1 protein-coding gene and 2 pseudogenes are annotated in these 21798 nt (G+C 73.8%); all 3 read left to right on the top strand.

The genetic code is table 11. The features are described 5' to 3' along the window. The first annotated feature begins 146 nt into the window (after positions 1–146). A complete protein-coding gene (locus BLQ91_RS42020; protein ID WP_218130244.1) occupies positions 147–11849 on the top strand; it encodes a type I polyketide synthase in 11703 nt (3900 codons plus the stop codon). A gap of 48 nt (positions 11850–11897) precedes the next feature. Then, a pseudogene (locus BLQ91_RS12070) lies at positions 11898–17321 on the top strand (beta-ketoacyl synthase N-terminal-like domain-containing protein); the annotation flags it as partial. Next, positions 17321–21772: pseudogene (locus BLQ91_RS12065) on the top strand (type I polyketide synthase); the annotation flags it as partial. The pseudogenes BLQ91_RS12070 and BLQ91_RS12065, both read left to right, overlap by 1 nt. Positions 21773–21798: the final 26 nt, after the last annotated feature.

The raw sequence follows: 21798 nt of genomic DNA, 5'->3' as shown, positions 1-21798 counted from the left end.
GACTGGTGGAATGCGCACATCCCCCGGATTCCCCGACGTGTGATTACGTTACGCCAGTTCTGCGTCCCGATGTGTTTTTGGCGGGATCGGCCAGCGCTGTCGTTCGCCACCACTGACGTCCCACGGAGTAGTTGGGGAGTGCACTCTTGAGCGAGTTCGATGACCTCCGTCCTGCCGGCGAGGTGGTGGACCGGGGAAACGAGCTGCCTGCGGGAAATCCGGTGGCGGCACAGTCGATGCGCGACCTCGTCCTGCGGGTGACCGCGGAAGTCCTCGCCGACATGGTTCCCGGCGCGCCGGCGCCGGGGAACGGCACGCGGTCGTTCCTCGACCTGGGGTTCGACTCGCTGGCAACGGTCGAGCTGCACGCGCGTCTCGTCGCGGCCACCGGTCTCGAGCTGCCCGTGACCGCCGTCTACGACCACCCCAGCCCGGTGGCCCTGGCCGCCCGCCTGGGAGGGGGGAGCGAAGAGTTCGGGTCCGCGCCGGCGTTCCCGGTCGTGGAGCACGACGACGACGTGGCGATCGTGGGTCTCGGCTGCCGGTTCCCGGGGCGGGTCGACTCGCCGGAAGCGTTGTGGCGCCTGGTCGACGAGGGTGTCGACGCCGTCACCGACTTCCCGTCCGACCGGGGCTGGGACGTCGAGGGGATCTTCGACGAGGACGCGAACGCGGCGGGGAAGACCTACAGCCGGCGCGGCGGGTTCCTCGACGCCGCGAGCGAGTTCGACGCCGAGTTCTTCGGGATCTCCCCGCGTGAAGCGACCGCGATGGACCCCCAGCAGCGCCTGGTGCTCGAGGTCGCCTGGGAGGCGTTGGAACGCGCCGGTGTGGACCCGACCTCGTTGCGCGGCAGCCGTTCCGGTGTGTTCATCGGCGTGGAACCGCAGGAGTACGGCCCGCGCCTGGCGAACGCCCCCGCGGGGTTCGAAGGGCATCTGCTGACCGGCAACACGCCGAGTGTGGTGTCCGGCCGCATCGCGTACGTCCTCGGCCTCGAGGGTCCTGCCCTGAGCGTGGACACCGCCTGCTCGGGTTCCCTCGTCGCCCTGCACCTCGCCGCGCACTCGCTGAGGTCCGGTGAGTGCGACCTCGCGCTGGCCGGTGGTGTCGCGGTCATGGCGAGCCCCGGCAACTTCATCGCCTTCTCCCGGCAGCGGGGGCTCGCGCCCGACGGCCGGTGCAAGCCGTTCGACGAGTCGGCCGACGGGACCGGCTGGGGTGAGGGCGTCGGAATCCTCGCGCTGGAACGGCTTTCCGACGCCAGGCGCAACGGCCACCCGGTACTCGCGGTCGTGCGTGCGTCGGCCATCAACCAGGACGGCGCCTCGAACGGCCTGACCGCGCCGAACGGTCTCGCCCAGCAGCGCGTGATCCGCCAGGCACTGGCCAACGCCCGGCTCACCGCCGCCGACGTCGACGCCGTCGAGGCGCACGGCACCGGCACCCGGCTGGGAGACCCGATCGAGGCACACGCGATCCTCGCCACGTACGGCCGGGAGCGCGAGGCGGACAAGCCGGTGTGGGTCGGTTCGATCAAGTCGAACATCGGCCACGCCCAGGCGGCCGCCGGCGCCGCCGGCGTGATCAAGATGATCATGGCGATGCGCCGGGGAACCCTGCCGCGCTCGCTGCACCTCACCAGCCCGACGCCGCACGCGGACTGGTCGGCGGGCGCCGTCTCACTGCTCGGGGAAGCACAGCCGTGGCCGGTGACCGGCCGCCCGCGCCGTGCCGGGATCTCGTCGTTCGGCATCTCCGGCACCAACGCCCACGTGATCATCGAAGAAGCCCCGCCCGCCGAGGGCGAGCGGATCGGTGACGCCCAGGACACCGATGGCGTCGCCGTGCCGTGGGTGCTGTCGGGCAGGACGCAGGAAGCCCTGCGCGCCCAGGCCGCACGGCTGAAGGCCTTCGTGGGCGACAACCCCGCGCTCAGTCCGGCCGACATCGGCCTGTCGCTCGCCACCACCCGTGCCGCCCTCGACCACCGCGCCGCCGTCGTCGGCCGCGGTCGTGACGAGCTGCTCGCGGGCCTCGACGCCGTGATCGACCCGGCCGCCCCTGCTCTGCGGGACGTCGCGGGGACCGGCGGCCTCGCGTTCCTGTTCGCGGGTCAGGGCTCCCAGCGCCGCGCGATGGGTCTCGAGCTGTACGAGCGCAACGAGGTGTTCGCCCGTGCGCTGGACGACGCGTTCGGCTACCTGGACATCCAGCTGGACATCCCGTTGCGGGAGGTGCTGTTCGCGCAGGAGGGCAGCGAGAACGCCGCCCTGGTCGACCAGACCTCCTACGCCCAGCCCGCGCTGTTCGCGATCGAGGTCGCGCTGTACCGGATGCTGGAGTCGTGGGGCCTCAAGCCCGACTACGTCAGCGGCCACTCCATCGGCGAGATCGCCGCGGCGCACGTGGCGGGGGTCCTCACCCTGGAGGACGCCGCGACCCTGGTGGCCGCCCGCGGGCGGCTGATGCAGGAGCTCGAGGTGCGCGGCGCGATGGTGTCGTTGCGCGCCACGGAAGAGGAAGCGCTGAGCCTGCTCGGCGGGCACGAGCACGCCGCGGGGATCGCGGCGGTCAACGGGCCGCGCTCCGTCGTGCTCTCCGGCGCGGAGGACGTCGTCCTGCCGATCGCCGACCGGTGGCAGGCCCAGGGCGGCAAGGCCAAGCGCCTCAACGTCAGCCACGCCTTCCACTCGCCGCTGATGCAGCCGATGCTGCACGAGTTCCGCACGCTCCTCGAGTTCCTGAGCTTCTCCGCCCCGGCCATCCCGTTCGTCTCCACGGTCACGGGCCGCCTCGTGGGCCCGGACGAACTGTCCACACCGGACTACTGGGTGGCACACGTCAGCGAGGCCGTGCGCTTCCACGACGCCGTGCGGGTCATCGAGTCGGCCGGCGTCACGACGTGCCTGGAACTGGGCCCCGACGGCGTGCTCTCCGCGATGGCCGCCGACTGCCTCCCGGACGAGGCCGACGTGCTGGTCCGGCCCGTGCTGCGCCGCGACCGCCCGGAGGAGGTCGAGGCGCTCAGCGCCGTGAGCCACGCCCACCTGCGCGGCGCGCGGGTCGACTGGCGCGCGGTGTTCCCGGCGTCCGCGACCACCGTCGAGCTGCCCACCTACGCCTTCCAGCGCGAGCACTTCTGGCTGTCCGGAGCGGCCGCGGGCGACGCGGCCACGCTGGGCCTGGAGCCCGGCGACCACCCGCTGCTCGGCGCGGCCGTCGCGCTGGCCGGCGGGGAGGGCCACGTGCTCACGGGACGGCTGTCCCTCGCGACGCACCCGTGGCTCGCCGACCACGTCGTGTTCGGCCGCGTCGTCGTTCCGGGGGCCGTGCTGCTCGACCTCGCGGTGCGGGCAGCCGGGGAAGCGGGGTGCGCCTCGGTCGAAGAGCTGACCCTGCAGGCACCCCTGGTGCTCCCGGAGTCCGGCTCGGTGCAGTTGCAGCTGCGGTCCAGCCCCGTCGACCCCGCCGGCAGAGCCGCGATCAGCGTGCACTCCAGGCTGCCGGGGTCCGACGAGTGGGTCCTGCACGCCTCGGGCGCTCTGGCCGTGGAGCCGTCGGCACCGCACAGCTGGACCACGACGTCGTGGCCGCCCGCCGGAGCGCGGGAGGTCGCGCTCGACGGCGTCTACGACGACCTGGCCGCCACCGGCCTGGCCTACGGCCCCGTGTTCCGCGGGCTGCGCGGCGCGTGGGTCGCCGGTGACGAGGTGTTCGCCGAGGTCGCCCTGCCGGAGCCGGCCGCGGTGACCGCGGCGGACTTCGCCGTGCACCCCGCCCTGCTGGACGCCTCCCTGCACGCGATCGGGTTCGGCGGAGCCGGTGACGACGACGGGCGGGCACGGCTGCCGTTCTCCTGGTCCGGCGTGTCGGTGCACGCGACCGGCGCGACGTCCCTCCGCGTCAGGATCACCGTCAAGAGTGCCGACGAGGTCACCCTGCACGCCGTCGACCCGGCGGGCGCGCCCGTCTTCACGGTCGGCTCGCTGGTGTCCCGCGCGCCGTCCGCGGCCGTCACGCCGCGCGCGAGTCTGTACACAGTGGACTGGGTGTCCGTGCCCGCCGGGGACTCACCGGCGTGGACGACCTACGGCGCGGTGGACGCCGCCCCCGGCGTGCTCGCCCTGGTCGTCTCGCCGGAGAGCGGAGGTCCGGCCGGTGCGCGTGAGGCCACCCGCACCGTGCTCGCGGCCGTGCAGGACTTCCTCGCCGACGCCCGGTACGCGGACTCCCGCCTCGTCGTGGTGACCAGCGGCGCGGCCGGGCCGGACGTGACCGACGTGGCGTCCTCGGCGGTGTGCGGTCTGGTGCGCGCGGCGCAGGCCGAACACCCCGGGCGGTTCGTCCTCCTCGACGGCCCGCAGGAGTTCGCCGGTGCCGCCGCCGGGTCCGGTGAGCCGCAGCTGGCCGTGCGCGAAGGCGTTCTGCTCGCGCCACGGGTCGTGCGCGCTCCTGCCGCGGCCGGCACCGAACGGGTCCTGCCCGTCGACGGCACCGTCCTGATCACCGGTGGCACCGGTGGGCTCGGCGCGGCACTCGCCAGGCACCTGGTGTCCGCCCACGGCGTGACGAGCCTGGTGCTGACCAGCCGCCGCGGCACGCAGTCGCCGGGAGCCGCCGAGCTGAGCGCCGAGCTGGCCGAACTCGGTGCGCACGTCACGATCAGCGCCTGCGACGTCGCCGATCGCGCGGCTCTCGCCTCCGTCATCGGGGCCGTCCCGGCGGACCGCCCGCTCGTCGGCGTGGTGCACGCCGCGGGCTCCCTCGCCGACGGCGTCGTCACGTCGCTCGACGAGGAGAGCTTCGAGCGCGTGCTGCGCCCGAAGGTCGACGGCGCCTGGCACCTGCACGAGCTGACGAGCCACCTCGACCTGCGCTTGTTCGCCCTGTACTCCTCCACGTCCGGGCTCTTCGACGGTGCCGGGCAGGGCAACTACGCCGCCGCCAACAGCTTCCTCGACGCGCTCGCGCTGCACCGCCGCGCGAACGGCCTGCCGGCCCAGTCCCTCGTGTGGGGGCTGTGGAAGCTCGGCATGGGCAGCGGTCTGACGCCGGCCGACGCCGACCGTGCGGCCAGGCAGGGCTTCCCGGCGCTGGAAGAGCACGAAGGCCTCGCGCTGTTCGACGCTGCGCTGGCCTGCGACCTGCCGCTCGCCGTCACCGCGCGGCTCGACCTCGCCGCTGTGGAGGCGCGGTCCCGCGACGCCCTCCTCCCGCCGTTGCTCGAACGGCTGGCCAGGACGAGGCTGCGGCGCGCCGCGGGTGGCTCGCCCGCCGCGAGCCCGCTGGCCGGGGCGACGAGGTCCGACCAGAAGGCGGCTCTGCTCGGCCTGGTGCGCGCGCAGGTCGCCGCCGTGCTGGGACACGCCACCACGGACCGCGTCGACCAGGACAAGGCCTTCACCGACCTGGGCTTCGACTCGCTCACGGCGGTCGAGCTGCGCAACAACCTGAGCGCCGCCGCCGGCGTGCGGCTTCCGGCCACGGTCGTCTTCGACCACCCGACGCCCGCCGCGCTCGCGACGTTCCTGCACGTCCAGCTCTCCGGTGACGAGCCCGACCCGACCGCCCCGGTCCTCACCGCCGCCGCGACGGACGAACCGATCGCGATCGTCGGCATGGCGTGCCGCTACCCCGGAGGGGTGGGCTCGCCCGAGGACCTCTGGAACGTCGTCGCGTCGGGCACGGACACCATCTCCGGCTTCCCGGTCAACCGCGGCTGGGACCTCGACACCCTGTTCCACCCCGACCCCGACCACAGGGGTACCTCCTACGCGACCGAAGGTGGGTTCCTGCATGAGGCGGATGCGTTCGACGCCGAGTTCTTCGGCATCTCCCCGCGCGAGGCGCTGGCGATGGATCCGCAGCAGCGCCTGCTGCTGGAGGTCGTGTGGGAATCACTCGAGAACGCCGGTCTCGACCCCCTGGCGCTGAAGGGCAGCAGGACCGGCGTCTTCGCCGGGGTCATGTACTACGACTACGCCCACAGCCTGCACACGATCCCCGAAGAGGTCGAGGGCTACATCGGCACCGGCACCTCGGCCAGCGTGCTGTCCGGCCGGGTGGCCTACACGCTCGGGCTGGAGGGTCCGGCGGTCACCGTCGACACCGCCTGTTCGTCGTCGCTCGTCGCCCTGCACCTCGCCTCGCAGGCGTTGCGGTCGGGGGAGTGCGGGCTGGCCCTCGCGGGCGGCGTCACGGTCATGGCGACCCCCGAGACGTTCGTGGACTTCTCCCGCCAGCGCGGCTTGGCCGCCGACGGGCGCAGCAAGTCCTTCGCCGCCGCCGCCGACGGGACCAGCTGGTCCGAGGGCGTGGGCGTGCTCGTGCTGGAGCGGCTGTCGGACGCGCGGCGCAACGGCCACGAGGTGCTGGCCGTCGTGCGCGGCTCCGCGGTGAACCAGGACGGCGCGTCGAACGGTCTGACCGCGCCGAACGGTCCGTCGCAGCAGCGCGTGATCCGGCAGGCACTGGCCAACGCCGGTCTGTCCACTTCGGACGTCGATGTGGTGGAGGCGCACGGCACCGGCACCCGGCTGGGCGACCCGATCGAGGCGCAGGCGCTGCTCAACACCTACGGGCAGGACCGCGACGGGCGACCGCCGCTGTGGCTGGGCTCGGTCAAGTCCAACTTCGGCCACACCCAGGCCGCCGCCGGCGCCGCGGGCGTGATCAAGATGGTCCAAGCTATGCGGAACGAGACGCTGCCCGCGACGTTGCACGTGGACGCCCCGACGCCGCACGTCGAGTGGGACACCGGCGCGGTGTCGCTGCTGACCGAGCAGGTTCCCTGGCCCGCGCGGGACCGGCCGCGGCGGGCGGCCGTCTCCTCGTTCGGCATCTCCGGCACCAACGCGCACGTGATCCTCGAGTCGGCGGACGCGGTCGACGTTCCCGTCCGCGCGACGGGCGGGGGCACGTCCGGTTCCAGGACCGCCTGGGTGCTGTCGGGCAAGACGCCGGCGGCGGTGCGGGAGCAGGCGCGGCGGCTGAGCGCCTTCGTCGCCGCCGACGAGACCCTGTCCCCGGCGGACGTCGGCTTCTCGCTGGTCACGACCCGTGCCGCGCTGGAGGCGCGCGCCGCCGTCACCGGAGCGGACCGCGAGGAACTGGTGGCCGCCCTGGACGTCCTCGCGGACGGAGGGGCCGGCGCCGACGTGGTGGAAGGCTCTGTCCTCGGTGGACCGGTGGCGTTCCTGTTCGCCGGCCAGGGTTCGCAGCGGCTGGCGATGGGCCGCGGGCTGTACGACGAGTTCCCGGCCTACGCGTCGGCCTTCGACGAGGTGTGCGAGCTGCTGCCGGGCGTGCGCGAGGTGGTGTTCGGCGCCGACGCGGAGGCGTTGAACCGCACCGCCGTGGCGCAGCCGGCGTTGTTCGCCGTCGAGGTGGCGCTGTTCCGGCTGGTGGAGTCGTGGGGTGTCCGGCCGGAGTACCTGGTGGGGCACTCGATCGGCGAGATCGCGGCCGCGCACGTGGCCGGTGTGATGCCGCTCGGCGACGCGGCCCGGCTGGTCGCGGCGCGCGGGCGGCTGATGCAGGACCTGCCGTCCGGTGGCGTGATGGTGGCCGTGCGGGCCGGCGAGGACGAGATCGGGCAGTTCCTGTCGGACGAGGTGTCGCTGGCCGCGGTCAACGGTGCCGGTTCGGTGGTGCTGTCCGGTGTGGAGGGTCCGGTGCTGGCCGCGGCCGAGGAGCTCACCGCGCGGGGCCGCAAGTGCACGCGGTTGTCCGTGTCGCACGCGTTCCACTCGGTGTTGATGGAGCCGGTGCTGGACGAGTTCCGGGCCGTGGCCGAGTCGATCGAGTACCGCGAGCCGGCGGTGCCGATGGTGTCCACCGTGACGGGTGCCCTGGTGGAGCCCGGCGTGGTGACGTCGCCGGAGTACTGGGTCCGGCACGCGCGGCAGCCCGTGCGGTTCGCCGACGCGGTGGCCGCGTGCGCGGAGCTCGGCGTGGCACGGTTCGTCGAGCTGGGTCCGGACAGCTCCCTGTCCGGCATGGGCGCGGAAAGCGCGGAGGAAAGCGTTTTCGTCCCGCTGCTGCGCAAGAAGCACGACGAGGTCAAGTCGTTCACCACGGCGCTCGCGCGGTTGCACGCGCACGGCGTGACCATCGCCTGGGACGCCATGTTCCCCGGTGCCCGGCGGGTGCCGCTGCCGACGTACGCCTTCCAGCACGAGAGGTACTGGCTGGAGGCGCCGCGCACGCAGGCCGGCACGACCGGCCTCGGGCTCGCCTCCGCCGAGCACCCCCTGCTCGGTGCGGCCGTCGAGTTCGCCGAAGGGGACGGGTTCCTCTTCACCGGGAGCCTGTCCCGGGCGAGTCACGGCTGGCTGACCGACCACGTCGTGCTGGACCAGGTCATCGTCCCCGGCGCGTGCCTGGTCGAGCTGGCCGTCCGCGCGGCGGACGAGGTCCGCTGCGGCACCGTGGAGGAGCTGACGCTCCAGACCCCGCTGGTGCTGCCGGAGTCCGGCGCGGTGGACATCCGGGTGCAGGTCGGTCCCGCCGCCGCGGACGGCCGTCGTTCCATCAGCGTGCACTCGCGCCCAGCGAGCTCCCTCACCGGAGATCCCTGGACGCGGCACGCCACGGGTTCCCTGGTGCCCGCCGCGCCCGCGCCGGACTTCGACCTGCGGGAGTGGCCACCGGCCGGAGCCGAGCCGGTGGCGGTCACCGGCCGCTACGAGGAGCTCGCCGGCACCGGTCTTTCCTACGGTCCCGCGTTCCAGGGCCTGAGCGCGGCCTGGCGGCTGGGCGACGACGTCCTCGCCGAGGTCGTGGTTCCGGGCGACGCGAGCCACGCGGACTTCGGGCTGCACCCGGCACTGCTGGACGCCTCGCTGCACGCGATCGGCCTCACCGAGGACAGGCCGCTGTCGCTGCCGTTCGTGTGGAACGGCGTCACACTGCACGCGTCCGGTGCCGGTGCGCTGCGGGTCAGGCTGCGCGAGGAGAGCGGCGACACCTGGTCGATCCGGGTGGCGGACAGCGCCGGCGAGCCGGTGATGACCGTGGAGTCCCTCGTGCTGAAGGAGGTCTCCGCCGACGGACTGCAGCCGCAGCGGCAGAGCGACTGGTCGTTGCGCGTGGAGTGGGCGCCGGCGGTGCTCGGCGACGCCGTCGAGTGGACGGACTACGAGGCGGTCGGCGGCCGGGCTCCCGCGCACGTCGTCCTGCACCTGCCGGTGGACCGCGACGTGGACGTGCCGGAAGCGGCGCGCAGGCTGTCCCACCGGACGCTCGACGTCGTCCAGCGCTGGGTGGCGGACGACCGGTTCGCGAGCTCTCAGCTGGTCGTGGTGACCGAGGGCGCGGTCGCCGTCGACTCCGCGGTGGACAACCCGGCGACCGCGGTCGTCTGGGGCCTCGTCCGCACCGCGCAGCAGGAGTACCCCGGCCGTTTCCTGCTCGTCGACGCCGAACCCGGCGCGGCGATCGGGCCCGAGCTGCTGGGCAGGCTCATCGGGTCGGGGGAACAGCAGCTGGCGGTGCGCGGCGACCAGGCCTTCGCGCCTCGGCTCGTGCCCGCGGCCAAGGACCGGCTGCTGCCCCCACCGGGCGACGCGTGGCGGCTGGGGATGTCGGGCAAGGGCACGCTCGACCACCTCGTCCTCACGCCCAACCCCGGTGTGCTGGAGCCGATCGCGCCGGGTGACGTGCGCATCGGCGTCCGCGCCGCCGGGCTGAACTTCCGCGACGTGCTGACCGTGCTCGACATGTACCCGGGAGACGCCGGGACGATCGGCAACGAGGCCGCCGGAGTGGTGCTCGAGGTCGGTGCGGACGTGACCGACCTGCGCCCCGGCGACCGGGTGATGGGACTGGTCATCGGCGGGATCGGCCCCGTCGCCGACGCCGACCGCCGGCTGGTCACCCGCATGCCGCGGGGGTGGACGTTCGAACAGGCCTCCGCGGTGCCGCTGGTGTTCCTGACGGCGTACTACGGCCTGCGCGACCTCGGCAGGCTCGAGAAGGGCCAGTCCGTCCTGATCCACGCCGCCGCGGGCGGTGTCGGCATGGCGGCGACCCAGATCGCGCACCACCTCGGTGCGGAGGTCTTCGGCACCGCGAGCGCCGGCAAGCAGGACGTCCTGCGCGCGGCCGGGCTGGACGACCTGCACATCGCGTCGTCGCGCGACCTCGACTTCGAGGACGTCTTCACGGCGGCGACCCTCGGACGCGGCGTCGACGTCGTGCTCAACGCGCTGTCGGGCGAGTTCGTGGACGCGTCGCTGCGCCTGGTCACCCCCGGCGGCCACTTCGTGGAGATGGGCAAGACCGACGTCCGCGACGCCGCCGAGGTCGCCGCGGGACCCGGTCACGTCACCTACCGCGCGTTCGACCTGATCGACGCCGGACCGGACCGGATCGCGGAGATCTGGGCGGAGCTCGACGAGCTGTTCGAGCGCGGGGAGCTCACGCCGCTGCCCACCCGGAGCTGGAACGTGTTCCAGGCGCAGGAGGCGTTCCGGTTCATCAGCCAGGCCAAGCACGTCGGCAAGGTCGTGCTCACCCTGCCCAGGCCGGTGGACCCCGACGGAACGGTCCTGGTCACCGGCGGCACCGGTGCGCTCGGCAGCGCGGTCGCCCGTCATCTCGTGACCGAGCACGGCGTTCGCCACCTCCTGCTGATGAGCAGGAGCGGAGCGGACGCGCCGGGCGCGGAACGGCTGCGCGCCGACCTGGCCGGGCTCGGTGCCACCGCGACCATCGCCGCCTGCGACACCGCCGACCGCGAGGCGCTGGCCGGCGTGCTGGACGGCATTCCGGGGGACCGGCCGCTGACCGCCGTCGTGCACACCGCCGGCGTGCTCGACGACGGACTGCTCGGGTCGCTCACGCCCGCACGGCTGGACGCGGTCCAGCGCGCGAAGGTGGACGCGCTCTGGCACCTGCACGAGCTCACCCGGCACCTCGACCTGGCGCGGTTCGTCGCGTTCTCCTCGATCAGCAGCATCACCGGCACCGAGGGACAGGCGAACTACGCCGCGGCCAACGCGTTCGTCAACGCCGTCGCCGAGCACCGCCGCGGCCACGGCCTCGTCGGCCAGGCCCACGCGTGGGGCCTCTGGGAGGACGGCATGGGAGCGAACCTGTCCCGCGCCGACCTGGACGTGATGGAGCAGGAGGGCTTCGGCGCGCTGGCCATCGCCGAGGGCATGGCCCTGTTCGACGAAGCGCTCCGCGCGGACGAGCCCCTGGCCGTCCCGGTGAAGCTCGACCGCGCCGCACTGCGCAAGTTCGCCAAGCACAACGAGATCAACCAGATGTGGCACGACCTGGGCCGCGCTGCGGCCCGCCGGGTCACCGAGGCGCCCCAGTCGTCCTCGCTGGCGGAACGGCTCGCCTCCCTGACGGAGACGGAGCAGAACGCCTTCCTGGTCGACCTGGTCCGCGGGCACGCCGCCGCCGTCCTCGGCCACAGCGACGTGGCCGCGCTGGAGACGACCAAGCCGTTCACGGACATCGGCCTCGACTCGCTGACCGCGGTCGAGCTGCGCAACCGGCTCAACACCGCGGCGGAGGTGCGGCTGTCCGCGACCGCCGTCTTCGACCACCCCACGACGGTCGCGCTCGCGGCCCACCTGAAGCAGCTGCTCGCTCCGCAAGGCGCGGCGAAGTTGTCCGCGGCTGCCGTGCTCGCCGAGCTGGACCGCCTGGAGACGAGCCTGTCGGCCGTCGACGGGGACGGTCACCTGACGATCGTGCTGCGGCTGGAGGAGCTGCTGTCGACTTTCTCGGCGACGGCGGCCGGGCCGGTCGACGCCGCGGACGGCGACCTGGCGGACGCGTCGGCCGACGAGCTCGTCGACTTCCTGGAACGAGAGCTCGGCCTGTCCTGACCGAGCACGCCCCCTTGTCCTGGTCAACATTCCTTTTGAGGTTGTGAGATGGCGGATCAAGAGAAGCTGGTCGGTCTGCTGAAGAAGCTGACCGCGGACCTTCAGCAGACCAGGACGCGCCTGCGCCAGGCGGAGTCCCGCGACAGGGAACCGATCGCGATCATCGGGATGGCCTGCCGCTATCCCGGTGACGTCGAGAGCCCCGAGGACCTGTGGCGACTGGTCGACGAGGAGCGGGAGGGGATCTCCGCGTTCCCCACCAACCGCGGGTGGGACCTGGACGGGCTGTTCGACGCCGATCCGGAGAGCTCCGGCAGCAGCTACGCGACCACCGGTGGCTTCGTGCACACGGCGGACCAGTTCGACCCGGACTTCTTCGGCATCTCCCCGCGCGAGGCACTGGCGATGGACCCGCAGCAGCGCCTGCTGCTGCAGGTGACGTGGGAGGCGATCGAGCGGGCGGGCATCGCCCCCGGCTCCCTGGCCGGCACGAAGACCGGCGTGTACGCCGGTGTCTCGTCGCAGGAGTACGGACCGCGGCTGCACGAGCAGGCCCTGGAGGTGGAGGGGTACCTCCTCACCGGCACCACGTGCTCCGTGCACTCCGGCCGGATCGCCTACAGCCTCGGTCTCGAAGGCCCCGCCATCTCGGTGGACACCGCCTGCTCGTCGTCGCTCGTGGCGATGCACTTCGCCGTGCAGGCACTGCGCAGCGGTGAGTGCGACCTCGCTCTGGCGGGCGGCGCGAACATCATGGGCGGGCCCGGCGTCTTCGTCGAGTTCTCCCGCCAGCGGGGTCTGTCGCCCGACGGGCGGTGCAAGTCGTTCGCCGAGGCCGCCGACGGCACCGGCTGGTCCGAGGGCGTCGGCATGGTGATGCTCGAGAAGCTCTCCGACGCCCGGCGCAACGGCCACCGGGTGCTCGCGGTCATCCGGGGTTCGGCGATCAACCAGGACGGTGCGTCGAACGGGCTCACCGCACCCAGCGGACCCGCCCAGAAGAGCGTCATCGCGCAGGCCCTCGCCGACGCCCGGCTGTCGACCAGGGACGTCGACGTGGTCGAGGCGCACGGCACCGGCACCCGGCTCGGCGACCCCATCGAGGCGCAGGCGGTCCTCGCGACCTACGGGCAGGACCGCCCCGGCGACCGGCCGGTGTGGCTGGGCTCGCTCAAGTCCAACATCGGCCACACGCAGTGCGCCGCGGGTGTCGGCAGCGTCATCAAGATGGTCATGGCGTTGCAGAACGACACGCTGCCCAAGACCCTGCACGTCGACACCCCGACGCCGTTCGTGGACTGGCAGTCGGGTTCGGTCGAGCTGCTGACGGAGGCTCAGGCGTGGCCCCGGCGCGACCAGCCGCGCCGTGCCGCCGTGTCGTCCTTCGGCATCTCGGGCACCAACGCCCACCTGATCCTGGAAGAGGCGCCCGCCGAAGCGAACACCGAGGACTCCTCCGGTGGCCGCACGCACCCGCCCGTTCCCGTCGTGCTGTCCGGGACGAACCGCGAGGCGCTCGCGGCGCAGGCCCGGCGGCTGCGGTCCTCCGTCGAGGCGGACCCCGCCGCGAACCCGCTCGACCTCGCGTACTCGCTCGCCACCGGCCGGACCGCACTCGCCGAGCGCGGTGCCGTCCTCGCCACCGACCGCGACGGCCTGCTCGACGGCCTGGCCGTCCTCGCCGAGGGCGGCAGGAGCGACCAGGTCCTGCGGGGCGGCGCGAGCGGCGGCAAGACCGCCTTCCTGTTCACCGGCGGAGGGGCGCAGTACCTCGGCATGGGCCGCGACCTCTGCGCGGCCAGTCCCGCGTTCGCCGCCATCTTCGACACCGTGACGGCGGAGTTCGACGCCCACCTCCCGCGACCGCTGCGCGAGGTGGTGTTCGCCGAGGACTCCGCGCTGCTCGACCGGATCGACTACATGCTGCCCGCGTTGTTCGCCATCGAGGTCTCGGTGGCACGGCTGCTGGAGTCGTGGGGCGTCGTCCCCGACTTCGTGGCCGGGCACTCGATCGGCGAGTTCGCCGCGGCGCACGTCGCCGGCGTCTGGTCGCTGGCCGACGCCGCGCGCATCGTCGCGATCCGCGGCCGGTTGATGAACTCGTTGCCGCCGGGCGGCGCGATGGTGGCGATCCAGGCCTCCGAGGAGGAGGTCGCGCCCGAGCTGACCGGCCTGGTCGGGTTCGCGGCGCTGAACGGGCCGACGTCGGTCGTGATCTCCGGTGACGAGGAGACCGCCACGGCCATCGCCCAGCGGTTCAAGGACCGGGGGCGCAAGGCCAAGAAGCTCGTCGTCAGCCACGCGTCGCACTCGGCGCTGATGGACGGCATCCTCGACGAGTTCGGCCGGGCCACCGCCGAGCTCACGTACTCCGCGCCGCGCATCCCGATCATCTCCACCCTCACGGGCAAGCAGGCCGGGGCGGACGAGGTGGGCGACCCGCAGTACTGGGTGCGGCACATCCGCCGGCCCGTCCGGTTCACCGACGCCGTCAACGTGCTCGAACGCGAAGGCGTCACCCGTTACGTCGAGGTGGGACCGAACGGTGTGCTGACCGCCGCCGCGATGGAGATCGTGGAGCGGCCCGACGCCGCCGCGTTCGTCCCGTCGCTGCGCAAGGACCACGCCGAGGACCTGGACCTGGCGACGATGGTGGCGCGGCTGCACATCAGCGGCGCGCCGATCGACTGGACGGCGTTCTTCGGCGACACGGGCGCCCGTCGCGTCGACGTGCCCACCTACGCGTTCCAGAACAGCCCGTACTGGCTCGCCAACGACGACGCTCCCGCCGACCTGAGCTCGATCGGGCTCGCCTCGGCGGAACACCCGGTGCTCGAGGCGTCGATCCTGCCCGCCGACGGCGACGGGGCGTTGTTCGCCGGCCGGCTGTCGCTGTCGTCGCACCCGTGGCTGGCCGACCACACCGTCCTGGGCACCGTGATCGTGCCGGGGGCGGCGCTGGTCGAGCTCGCGATCCGCGCCGGTGACGAGGTCGGCTGCCGGACGGTCGAGGAACTGACCCTGCACACACCGGTGCTGCTGAGCCCCGACGCCTCGCTGGCGCTGCAGGTGGTCGTGGGCGACGCCGACGAGAACGGCCGACGCCCCATCTCCGTGCACAGCCGCCACCGCAACGCTCCCGCGGGGCACGCGTGGACCCGCAACGCCGACGGCTGGCTGCGGCCCACCGCCACCGACCAGGACTGGACACCGGTGCAGTGGCCGCCCGCCGGGGCCGACCCCGTCACCGTCGCCGACCTCTACCAGCGCCTGGCCGACTCCGGGTTCGACTACGGCCCGGTGTTCCAGGGCCTGCGGGCGGCGTGGCGGCGGGGCGACGAGATCTTCGCCGAGGTCGCCCTGCCGGAAGCCGGCGCCGACGGCTTCACGATCCACCCGGCCCTGCTCGACGCGGTGCTGCACACCCTGTTCCTGGTTCCCGGCGCGGAGGAGTCCCCGGCTCTGCCGTTCTCGTGGGGCGGTGTCTCGCTGCACGCCACCGGTGCGCGCACGCTGAGGGTGCGACTGACGGGAACCGACGGCACTTCGGGCACGCTCTCCGCGGTGGACGACGCCGGCGAGCCGGTGCTCACCGTCGAGTCGATCGTCGTCCGGCCCGTCGCGGCGGACCAGCTGCGCGGCGCGGACGCGCGGGAGAACCTCTACACCGTCGAATGGTCGAGCACGCCGGCCCGCGCCGCCGAGCCGTGGACGGACCACGCCGACCTGCCCGCGGACGGCCCCGTCGCAGGGCACGTCGTGTTCTCCGCACAGGCCGGTGACGACCCGGTCGCCGACACCCACCGGCTCACCGCGACCGTGCTGGACGTCCTGCAGACCTGGCTCGCGGACGACCGGTTCGCCGCGGCGACCCTGGTCGTGCGCACGAGCGGCGCGACCGGTTCCGGCGAACCGAGTCCGGCCGCCGCCGCGGTGTGGGGCCTGGTCCGCTCCGCCCAGTCGGAGCACCCCGGCAGGTTCGTCCTCTTCGACGGCCCGGCCGAGGCGGTCGGCGAGGCCGTCGCGACCGGTGAGCCCCAGGTCGCCGCACGCGGCGGTGAGCTGGTCGTGCCGCGCCTGGTCCCCGTCGCGGCCGCCGAGGACCCGGCGTCGTGGGACCCGGAGGGCACCGTGCTGATCAGCGGTGGCACCGGAGACCTGGGAGCGCTGGCCGCCCGGCACCTGGTGATCGAGCACGGCGTGAAGCACCTGGTCCTGACCAGCCGCCGCGGGATCGACGCACCGGGAGCGGCGGAGCTGCGCGACGAACTGACCGCCCTGGGCGCCCGGGTCGTCGTGGAGCGTTGCGACGCGGCCGACCGCCAGGACGTCGCCGCCGTGCTGGGCCGCATCCCGGCCGGGCACCCGCTGACCGGCGTGGTGCACGTCGCGGGCGTGCTCGACGACGGCGTCGTCACCGCGTTCACGCCGGAACGGCTCGCCGGGGTCCTCACCCCGAAGGTCGACGCGGCCTGGCACCTCCACGAGCTCACCCAGGACATGGGCCTGGAGCACTTCGTCCTCTACTCGTCGGCCGCCGGTGTCCTGGGCTCGCCCGGGCAGGGCGGCTACGCCGCGGCCAACTCCTTCCTGGACGCGCTGGCGGGCTACCGCCGTGCCCGCGGTCTCGCCGCCCGGTCGCTCGCCTGGGGACCGTGGCAGCAGGACCGGGGTCTGACGGTGCACCTGGACGAGGCGCAGACGGACCGCCTCGGCCGGGACGGCTTCTCCTCGCTGGACCGCGCGGAAGGCATGCGCGCGTTCGACGCGGCGCTGGCGTCCGGCGACGCGCTGGCGGTGCCGGTGAAGCTCGACTTCACCGTCCTGAACCGCCTGGCGCGCACCAGCGAGATCCCGCCCGTCCTGCGCGGCCTGGTGCGCACGGCCGGCCGGCGGAACGCGACGACGAGCGAGGCGGGGGAGATCTCCCTCGTCGAACGCCTCGCCGCGCTGCCCGCCTCCGAACGGCAGGACGCGGTGCTGGAGGTCGTGCTCGAGCTGGTCGCCGACGTGCTGGGGCACCGCTCCGGAGCGGTGATCGACCCGGAACGCGCGTTCACCGAGCTGGGCTTCGACTCGCTGTCCTCCGTGAACCTGCGCAACAGGCTCAACACGACGTTCGGGCTGAGCCTCGCCGCCACCGTCGTCTTCGACCACCCGTCACCCCGCGCGATCGCCGTCTTCGTGCTGTCGCTGCTGCCGGGCCTCGACGAGCCGCTCGACGCCGCCGCGGCGGACGAGCAGCGGATCCGCCGCGTGCTCGCCACGGTCCCGTTCGAGCGGCTCCGGGCGGCCGGGGTGCTCGACGCGCTGGTCCGGCTGGCGAACGACCTGGCGGCCGAGCCCGCCGGCGAAGAAGCCCCCGCGGCCGACCTGATCGACGAGATGGACGCCGACGACCTGGTGAGGCGCGTCATGGCGGCCGCGGAGGACAACGTCATGTCACTCACCCCCGGTTCGGAGAACTCCTGATGCCCTCCAACGAAGAACTCGTCGCGGCACTGCGGGAGTCGGTCAAGGAGAGCGCCAGGCTCGCCGCGCGCAACCGGAAGCTGGCCGACGACGCCCACGCACCGGTCGCGATCATCGGCATGGCCTGCCGGTACCCCGGCGGCGTCGAGTCGCCGGAGCAGCTGTGGGACTTGGTCGCCTCCGGCACCGACGCGGTGTCGGAGTTCCCGGCCGACCGCGGCTGGAACCTCGGCGAGCTGTTCCACCCCGATCCCGACCACCGCGGCACCTCGTACTCCCGCGAGGGGAGCTTCCTGCACGACGCCGGCGACTTCGACCCGGGCTTCTTCGGGATCTCGCCCCGCGAGGCGCTCGCCATGGACCCGCAGCAGCGGCTCATGCTCCAGATCAGCTGGGAGGCCCTGGAGCACGCGCGCATCGACCCGACGACGCTCAAGGGCAGCGCGACCGGCGTGTTCGCCGGGCTCATGTACAGCGACTACGGCACCGGCGTCGGGGAGCTGCCCGACGGCGTCGAGGGCTTCCTGGGCAACGGGACCCAGGGCAGCGTCCTGTCCGGCCGGGTGGCCTACACGCTCGGCCTGGAGGGACCGGCGCTGACGGTCGACACCGCCTGCTCGTCCTCGCTGGTCGCCGTGCACCTGGCCGTTCAGGCGCTGCGCACGGGGGAGTGCTCGATGGCTCTCGCCGGGGGCGTGTGCGTCATGCCCATCGCCGACACCTACGTCGAGTTCTCCCGGCAGCGCGCGCTGTCCCCGGACGGCCGCTGCAAGTCCTTCTCCGCCTCCGCCGACGGCACCGGTTTCGGTGAGGGCGCGGGAATCCTGCTGCTGGAGAAGCTCGAGGACGCCGAGCGCAACGGTCACCGCGTGCTCGCGGTGATCCAGGGCTCCGCGGTGAACCAGGACGGCGCGTCCAACGGCCTCACCGCGCCCAACGGCCCGTCGCAGCAACGCGTCATCCGTGCCGCGCTCGCGGACGCCAGGGTGCCCGCGACCGAGGTGGACGTCGTCGAGGCGCACGGCACCGGGACCAGGCTGGGCGACCCGATCGAGGCCGACGCCCTGCTGGCCACCTACGGCCAGGACCGCGAGGAGCCGTTCTGGCTCGGCTCGATCAAGTCCAACATCGGGCACACCCAGTCCGCCGCCGGCGCCGCCGGGATCATCAAGATGGTCGAGGCGCTGCGCCGCGGCGAGCTGCCGCGCACGCTGCACGTCACCGAGCCCTCGCCCGCTGTCTCGTGGAGCTCGGGCAACGGGCGCCTGCTCACCGAACACCGCGACTGGCCCGCCGCCGGGCACCCCCGCACCGCGGCGGTGTCGTCCTTCGGCATCAGCGGCACCAACGCCCACGTCATCCTCCGCGAGGCGCCGCCGCGCACGGCCCCCGCGCGCACGACCGCACCGCCCGCCCGCGTCCCCTGGGTGCTCTCGGGGACCAGCGCGGAGGCCGTGCGCCGCCAGGCCGGGCGTCTGGCACGCCGCGTTTCCGATCTCGACCCGGTGGACGTCGCCTTCACGCTCGCCACCGGTCGCGCCGCGCTCGCGCACCGCGCGGTGGTCTTCGGCGAGGACGGGCTGGCCGCCCTGGCGTCCGGTGCGGAGTCACCCGAGGTGGTCACCGGCACTCAGAGCACCGGCAAGGTCGCGTTCCTGTGCACCGGCCAAGGTGCGCAGCGGCTCGGCATGGGACGCGAGCTGTCCGCGTACCCGATCTTCGCGGACAAGCTCGCCGAGGTGGCGGCACACCTCGACAAGCACACCGGCTTCTCCCTGCTCGACGTCGTGCACGGCACCGTGCCGGAAGCCCTCGACCAGACGGCGGTGACCCAGCCCGCCCTGTTCGCGTTCGAGGTGGCGCTGGCGGAGCTCGTCCTGTCGTGGGGCGTGCGGCCCGACTACCTGCTCGGCCACTCCATCGGCGAGCTGACCGCCGCGCACCTCGCGGGCGTGTGGTCGCTGGAGGACGCGGCGAGGCTGGTCGCCGCCCGCGGCAAGCTCATGCAGGAGTTGCCGGCGGGCGGCGCGATGGTCGCGGTCAGGGCCTCGGAAGCCGGGATCGAGCTGCTGCCGGGCGTGAGCATCGCGGCGGTCAACGGCCCCGAGTCGCTCGTGCTGTCGGGTGACGAGGACGCCGTCCTCCAGATGGCCTCCCGGTTCGAGCGCCCCAAGCGGCTCTCGGTGAGCCACGCCTTCCACTCGCACCACATGGACGGCATGCTCGCCGAGTTCCGGGAGATCGCCCGCGACGTGGAGTACGCCGCGCCGCGCATCCCGCTGATCTCCAACCTCACCGGCGCCCCCGCCACCGCGGACCAGGTCACCGACCCGGAGTACTGGGTGCGGCACGTCCGCGGGACCGTCCGCTTCGCCGACGGCGTGGCCGCCCTGCACTCCGCGGGAGTCCGCCGGTTCGTCGAGATCGGCCCGGACGCGGCGCTGTCCGCGCTGGGCGCCGACTGCGTGCCGGACGGGGTGTTCCTGCCCGTGCAGCGCAAGAACCGCGACGAGGTCACCACCGCCGCGCACGCGCAGGCCACCCTGTTCGCGAACGGCGTCAAGCTCGACTGGCCCGGCATCTTCGCGGGCACCGGTGCCGAACTGGTCGACCTCCCGACCTACCCGTTCGAGCGGGAGCGGTTCTGGCTCGCGCCCGAACCGGCGAAGCGGGCGAGCGGCTGGCGCCACCACATCCGGTGGACGCCCGTCGCGACCTCGCCCGGCGGCCAGGCCGGACCCTGGACGGTCGTGGCGGAGCAGGACGACGCCTGGGCGCAGGCCGCCGCGCAAGCGCTGGGGACGACCGTCGTCGGAGCCGCCGAGGCCCGCGAGGGCAACGTCCTCGCCTTCGTCGGCGACGGCATGGCGGCCGCGGCGCTGCTGCGGGAGAACACCCGGTTGTGGTGCGCCACGCGCGGAGCGGTCGCGGTCGGCGGGCACGAACGGGTCGCCTCGCCGCGGCAGGCCGAGGTGTGGGGTGTCGGCCGGGTCGCGGCGATCGAGCAACCCCGGTCCTGGGGTGGCTGCGTCGACCTGCCGGAAGTTCCGGACGCCCGCTCCGTCGCGCGGCTGCTGGAGGTGCTGTCCGGCGGCGAGGACGAGGTCGCGATCCGCACGTCCGGCGTGCACGCCCGGCGCTTCGTCCCCTCCGAGCCCGCCACCGGCACGTGGACCACGAGCGGCACCGCGCTGGTCACCGGTGGCACGGGTGCGCTCGGGGCGGTCGTCGCCCGGCGGCTGGTCGAGGCGGGCACGCGGCACCTGGTCCTGCTGTCGCGCCGGGGAGAGGACGCCCCCGAAGCGCGTGAGCTCGCCGCGGAACTCACCGGACTCGGTGCGCGCGTGGAGATCCACGCCTGTGACGCGGCCGACCGCGAGGCCTTGGCCGCCGTCGTGGCGGAGCTCGACGACCTGCGGGTCGTCGTGCACACCGCCGGCGTGCTGGACGACGGCCTGATCGCGAGCCTCACCCCGGAGAGGTTCGCCGCCGTCGCGAAGCCCAAGGTCGAGGTCGCGCACCACCTGGCCGACCTCACGAAACACCTCGAACTGGACGCGTTCGTCCTGTACTCCTCGGTCGCCGGGGTGCTCGGCAACGGCGGCCAGGCCGCCTACGCCGCGGCCAACGCGCACCTCGACGCGCTGGCCGAGCAGCGGCGCTTCGACGGCCTGCCCGCCACGGCGGTGGCCTGGGGACCGTGGGCCGAGGGCGGCATGGCCGGCTCGCTCGACGAGGGCGTGCGCCGGATGGGGCTGCGGCCGATGGCTCCGCGGGCCGCCGTCGACGCGCTGGTCGAGTCGCTGGCGGCGGGCGACGCCGCCGTGACCGTGGCCGACTTCGACTGGTCCGCCTACCTCGACACCTCGAGCCCGGCACCGGTGCTCGCGGAGATCCCCCGCCCGCAGGCGGAGACTCCCGCCGCGACGGCCGGACCGGACCTGCGCGAACGGCTCGCCGGGCTCATCGAGCCTGAGCAGCGCCGCCTGCTGCTCGACCTGGTCCGCGAGGTCGTCGCGAAGGTGCTCGGACACCCGAGCAGCGCGACGATCGAACCGGACCGCGCCTTCGGCGAGCTCGGCTTCGACTCGCTGACCGCCGTCGAGCTGCGCAACCGCCTCGACGCGGCGGCGTCGCTGTCGGTGCCGTCGACCCTGGTCTTCGACCACCCGACACCGCTCGCGCTCGCGGACTACCTGTGGGGCGAGCTGGCGGGCCCGGAGCGCGCGGCGGACGCCCTGCTGCGCGACCTCGACCGGGCGGCCGACGTCCTCGGCGGCCTCGACGCCGGCAGCGAGGCGCGCGCCGCCGTCCTGGAGCGCCTGCACGCGCTCGTCGCGGAGTTCGGCTCCGCACCAGTGCCTTCCCGCGGAGCTGTGGCGCGGACCGACCTCACCGAGGCGTCCGACGACGAGCTCTTCGCCTTCATCGACCAACAGCTCGGCACCTGAGCCGGCGCTCGTGATCTTGACCAATG

It is taken from the genome of Lentzea jiangxiensis (assembly GCF_900104175.1).
Classification (GTDB): domain Bacteria; phylum Actinomycetota; class Actinomycetes; order Mycobacteriales; family Pseudonocardiaceae; genus Lentzea; species Lentzea jiangxiensis.
The sequence above is the reverse complement of the archived record's forward strand: the minus strand, read 5'-3'. Positions and strand labels throughout refer to the sequence as shown.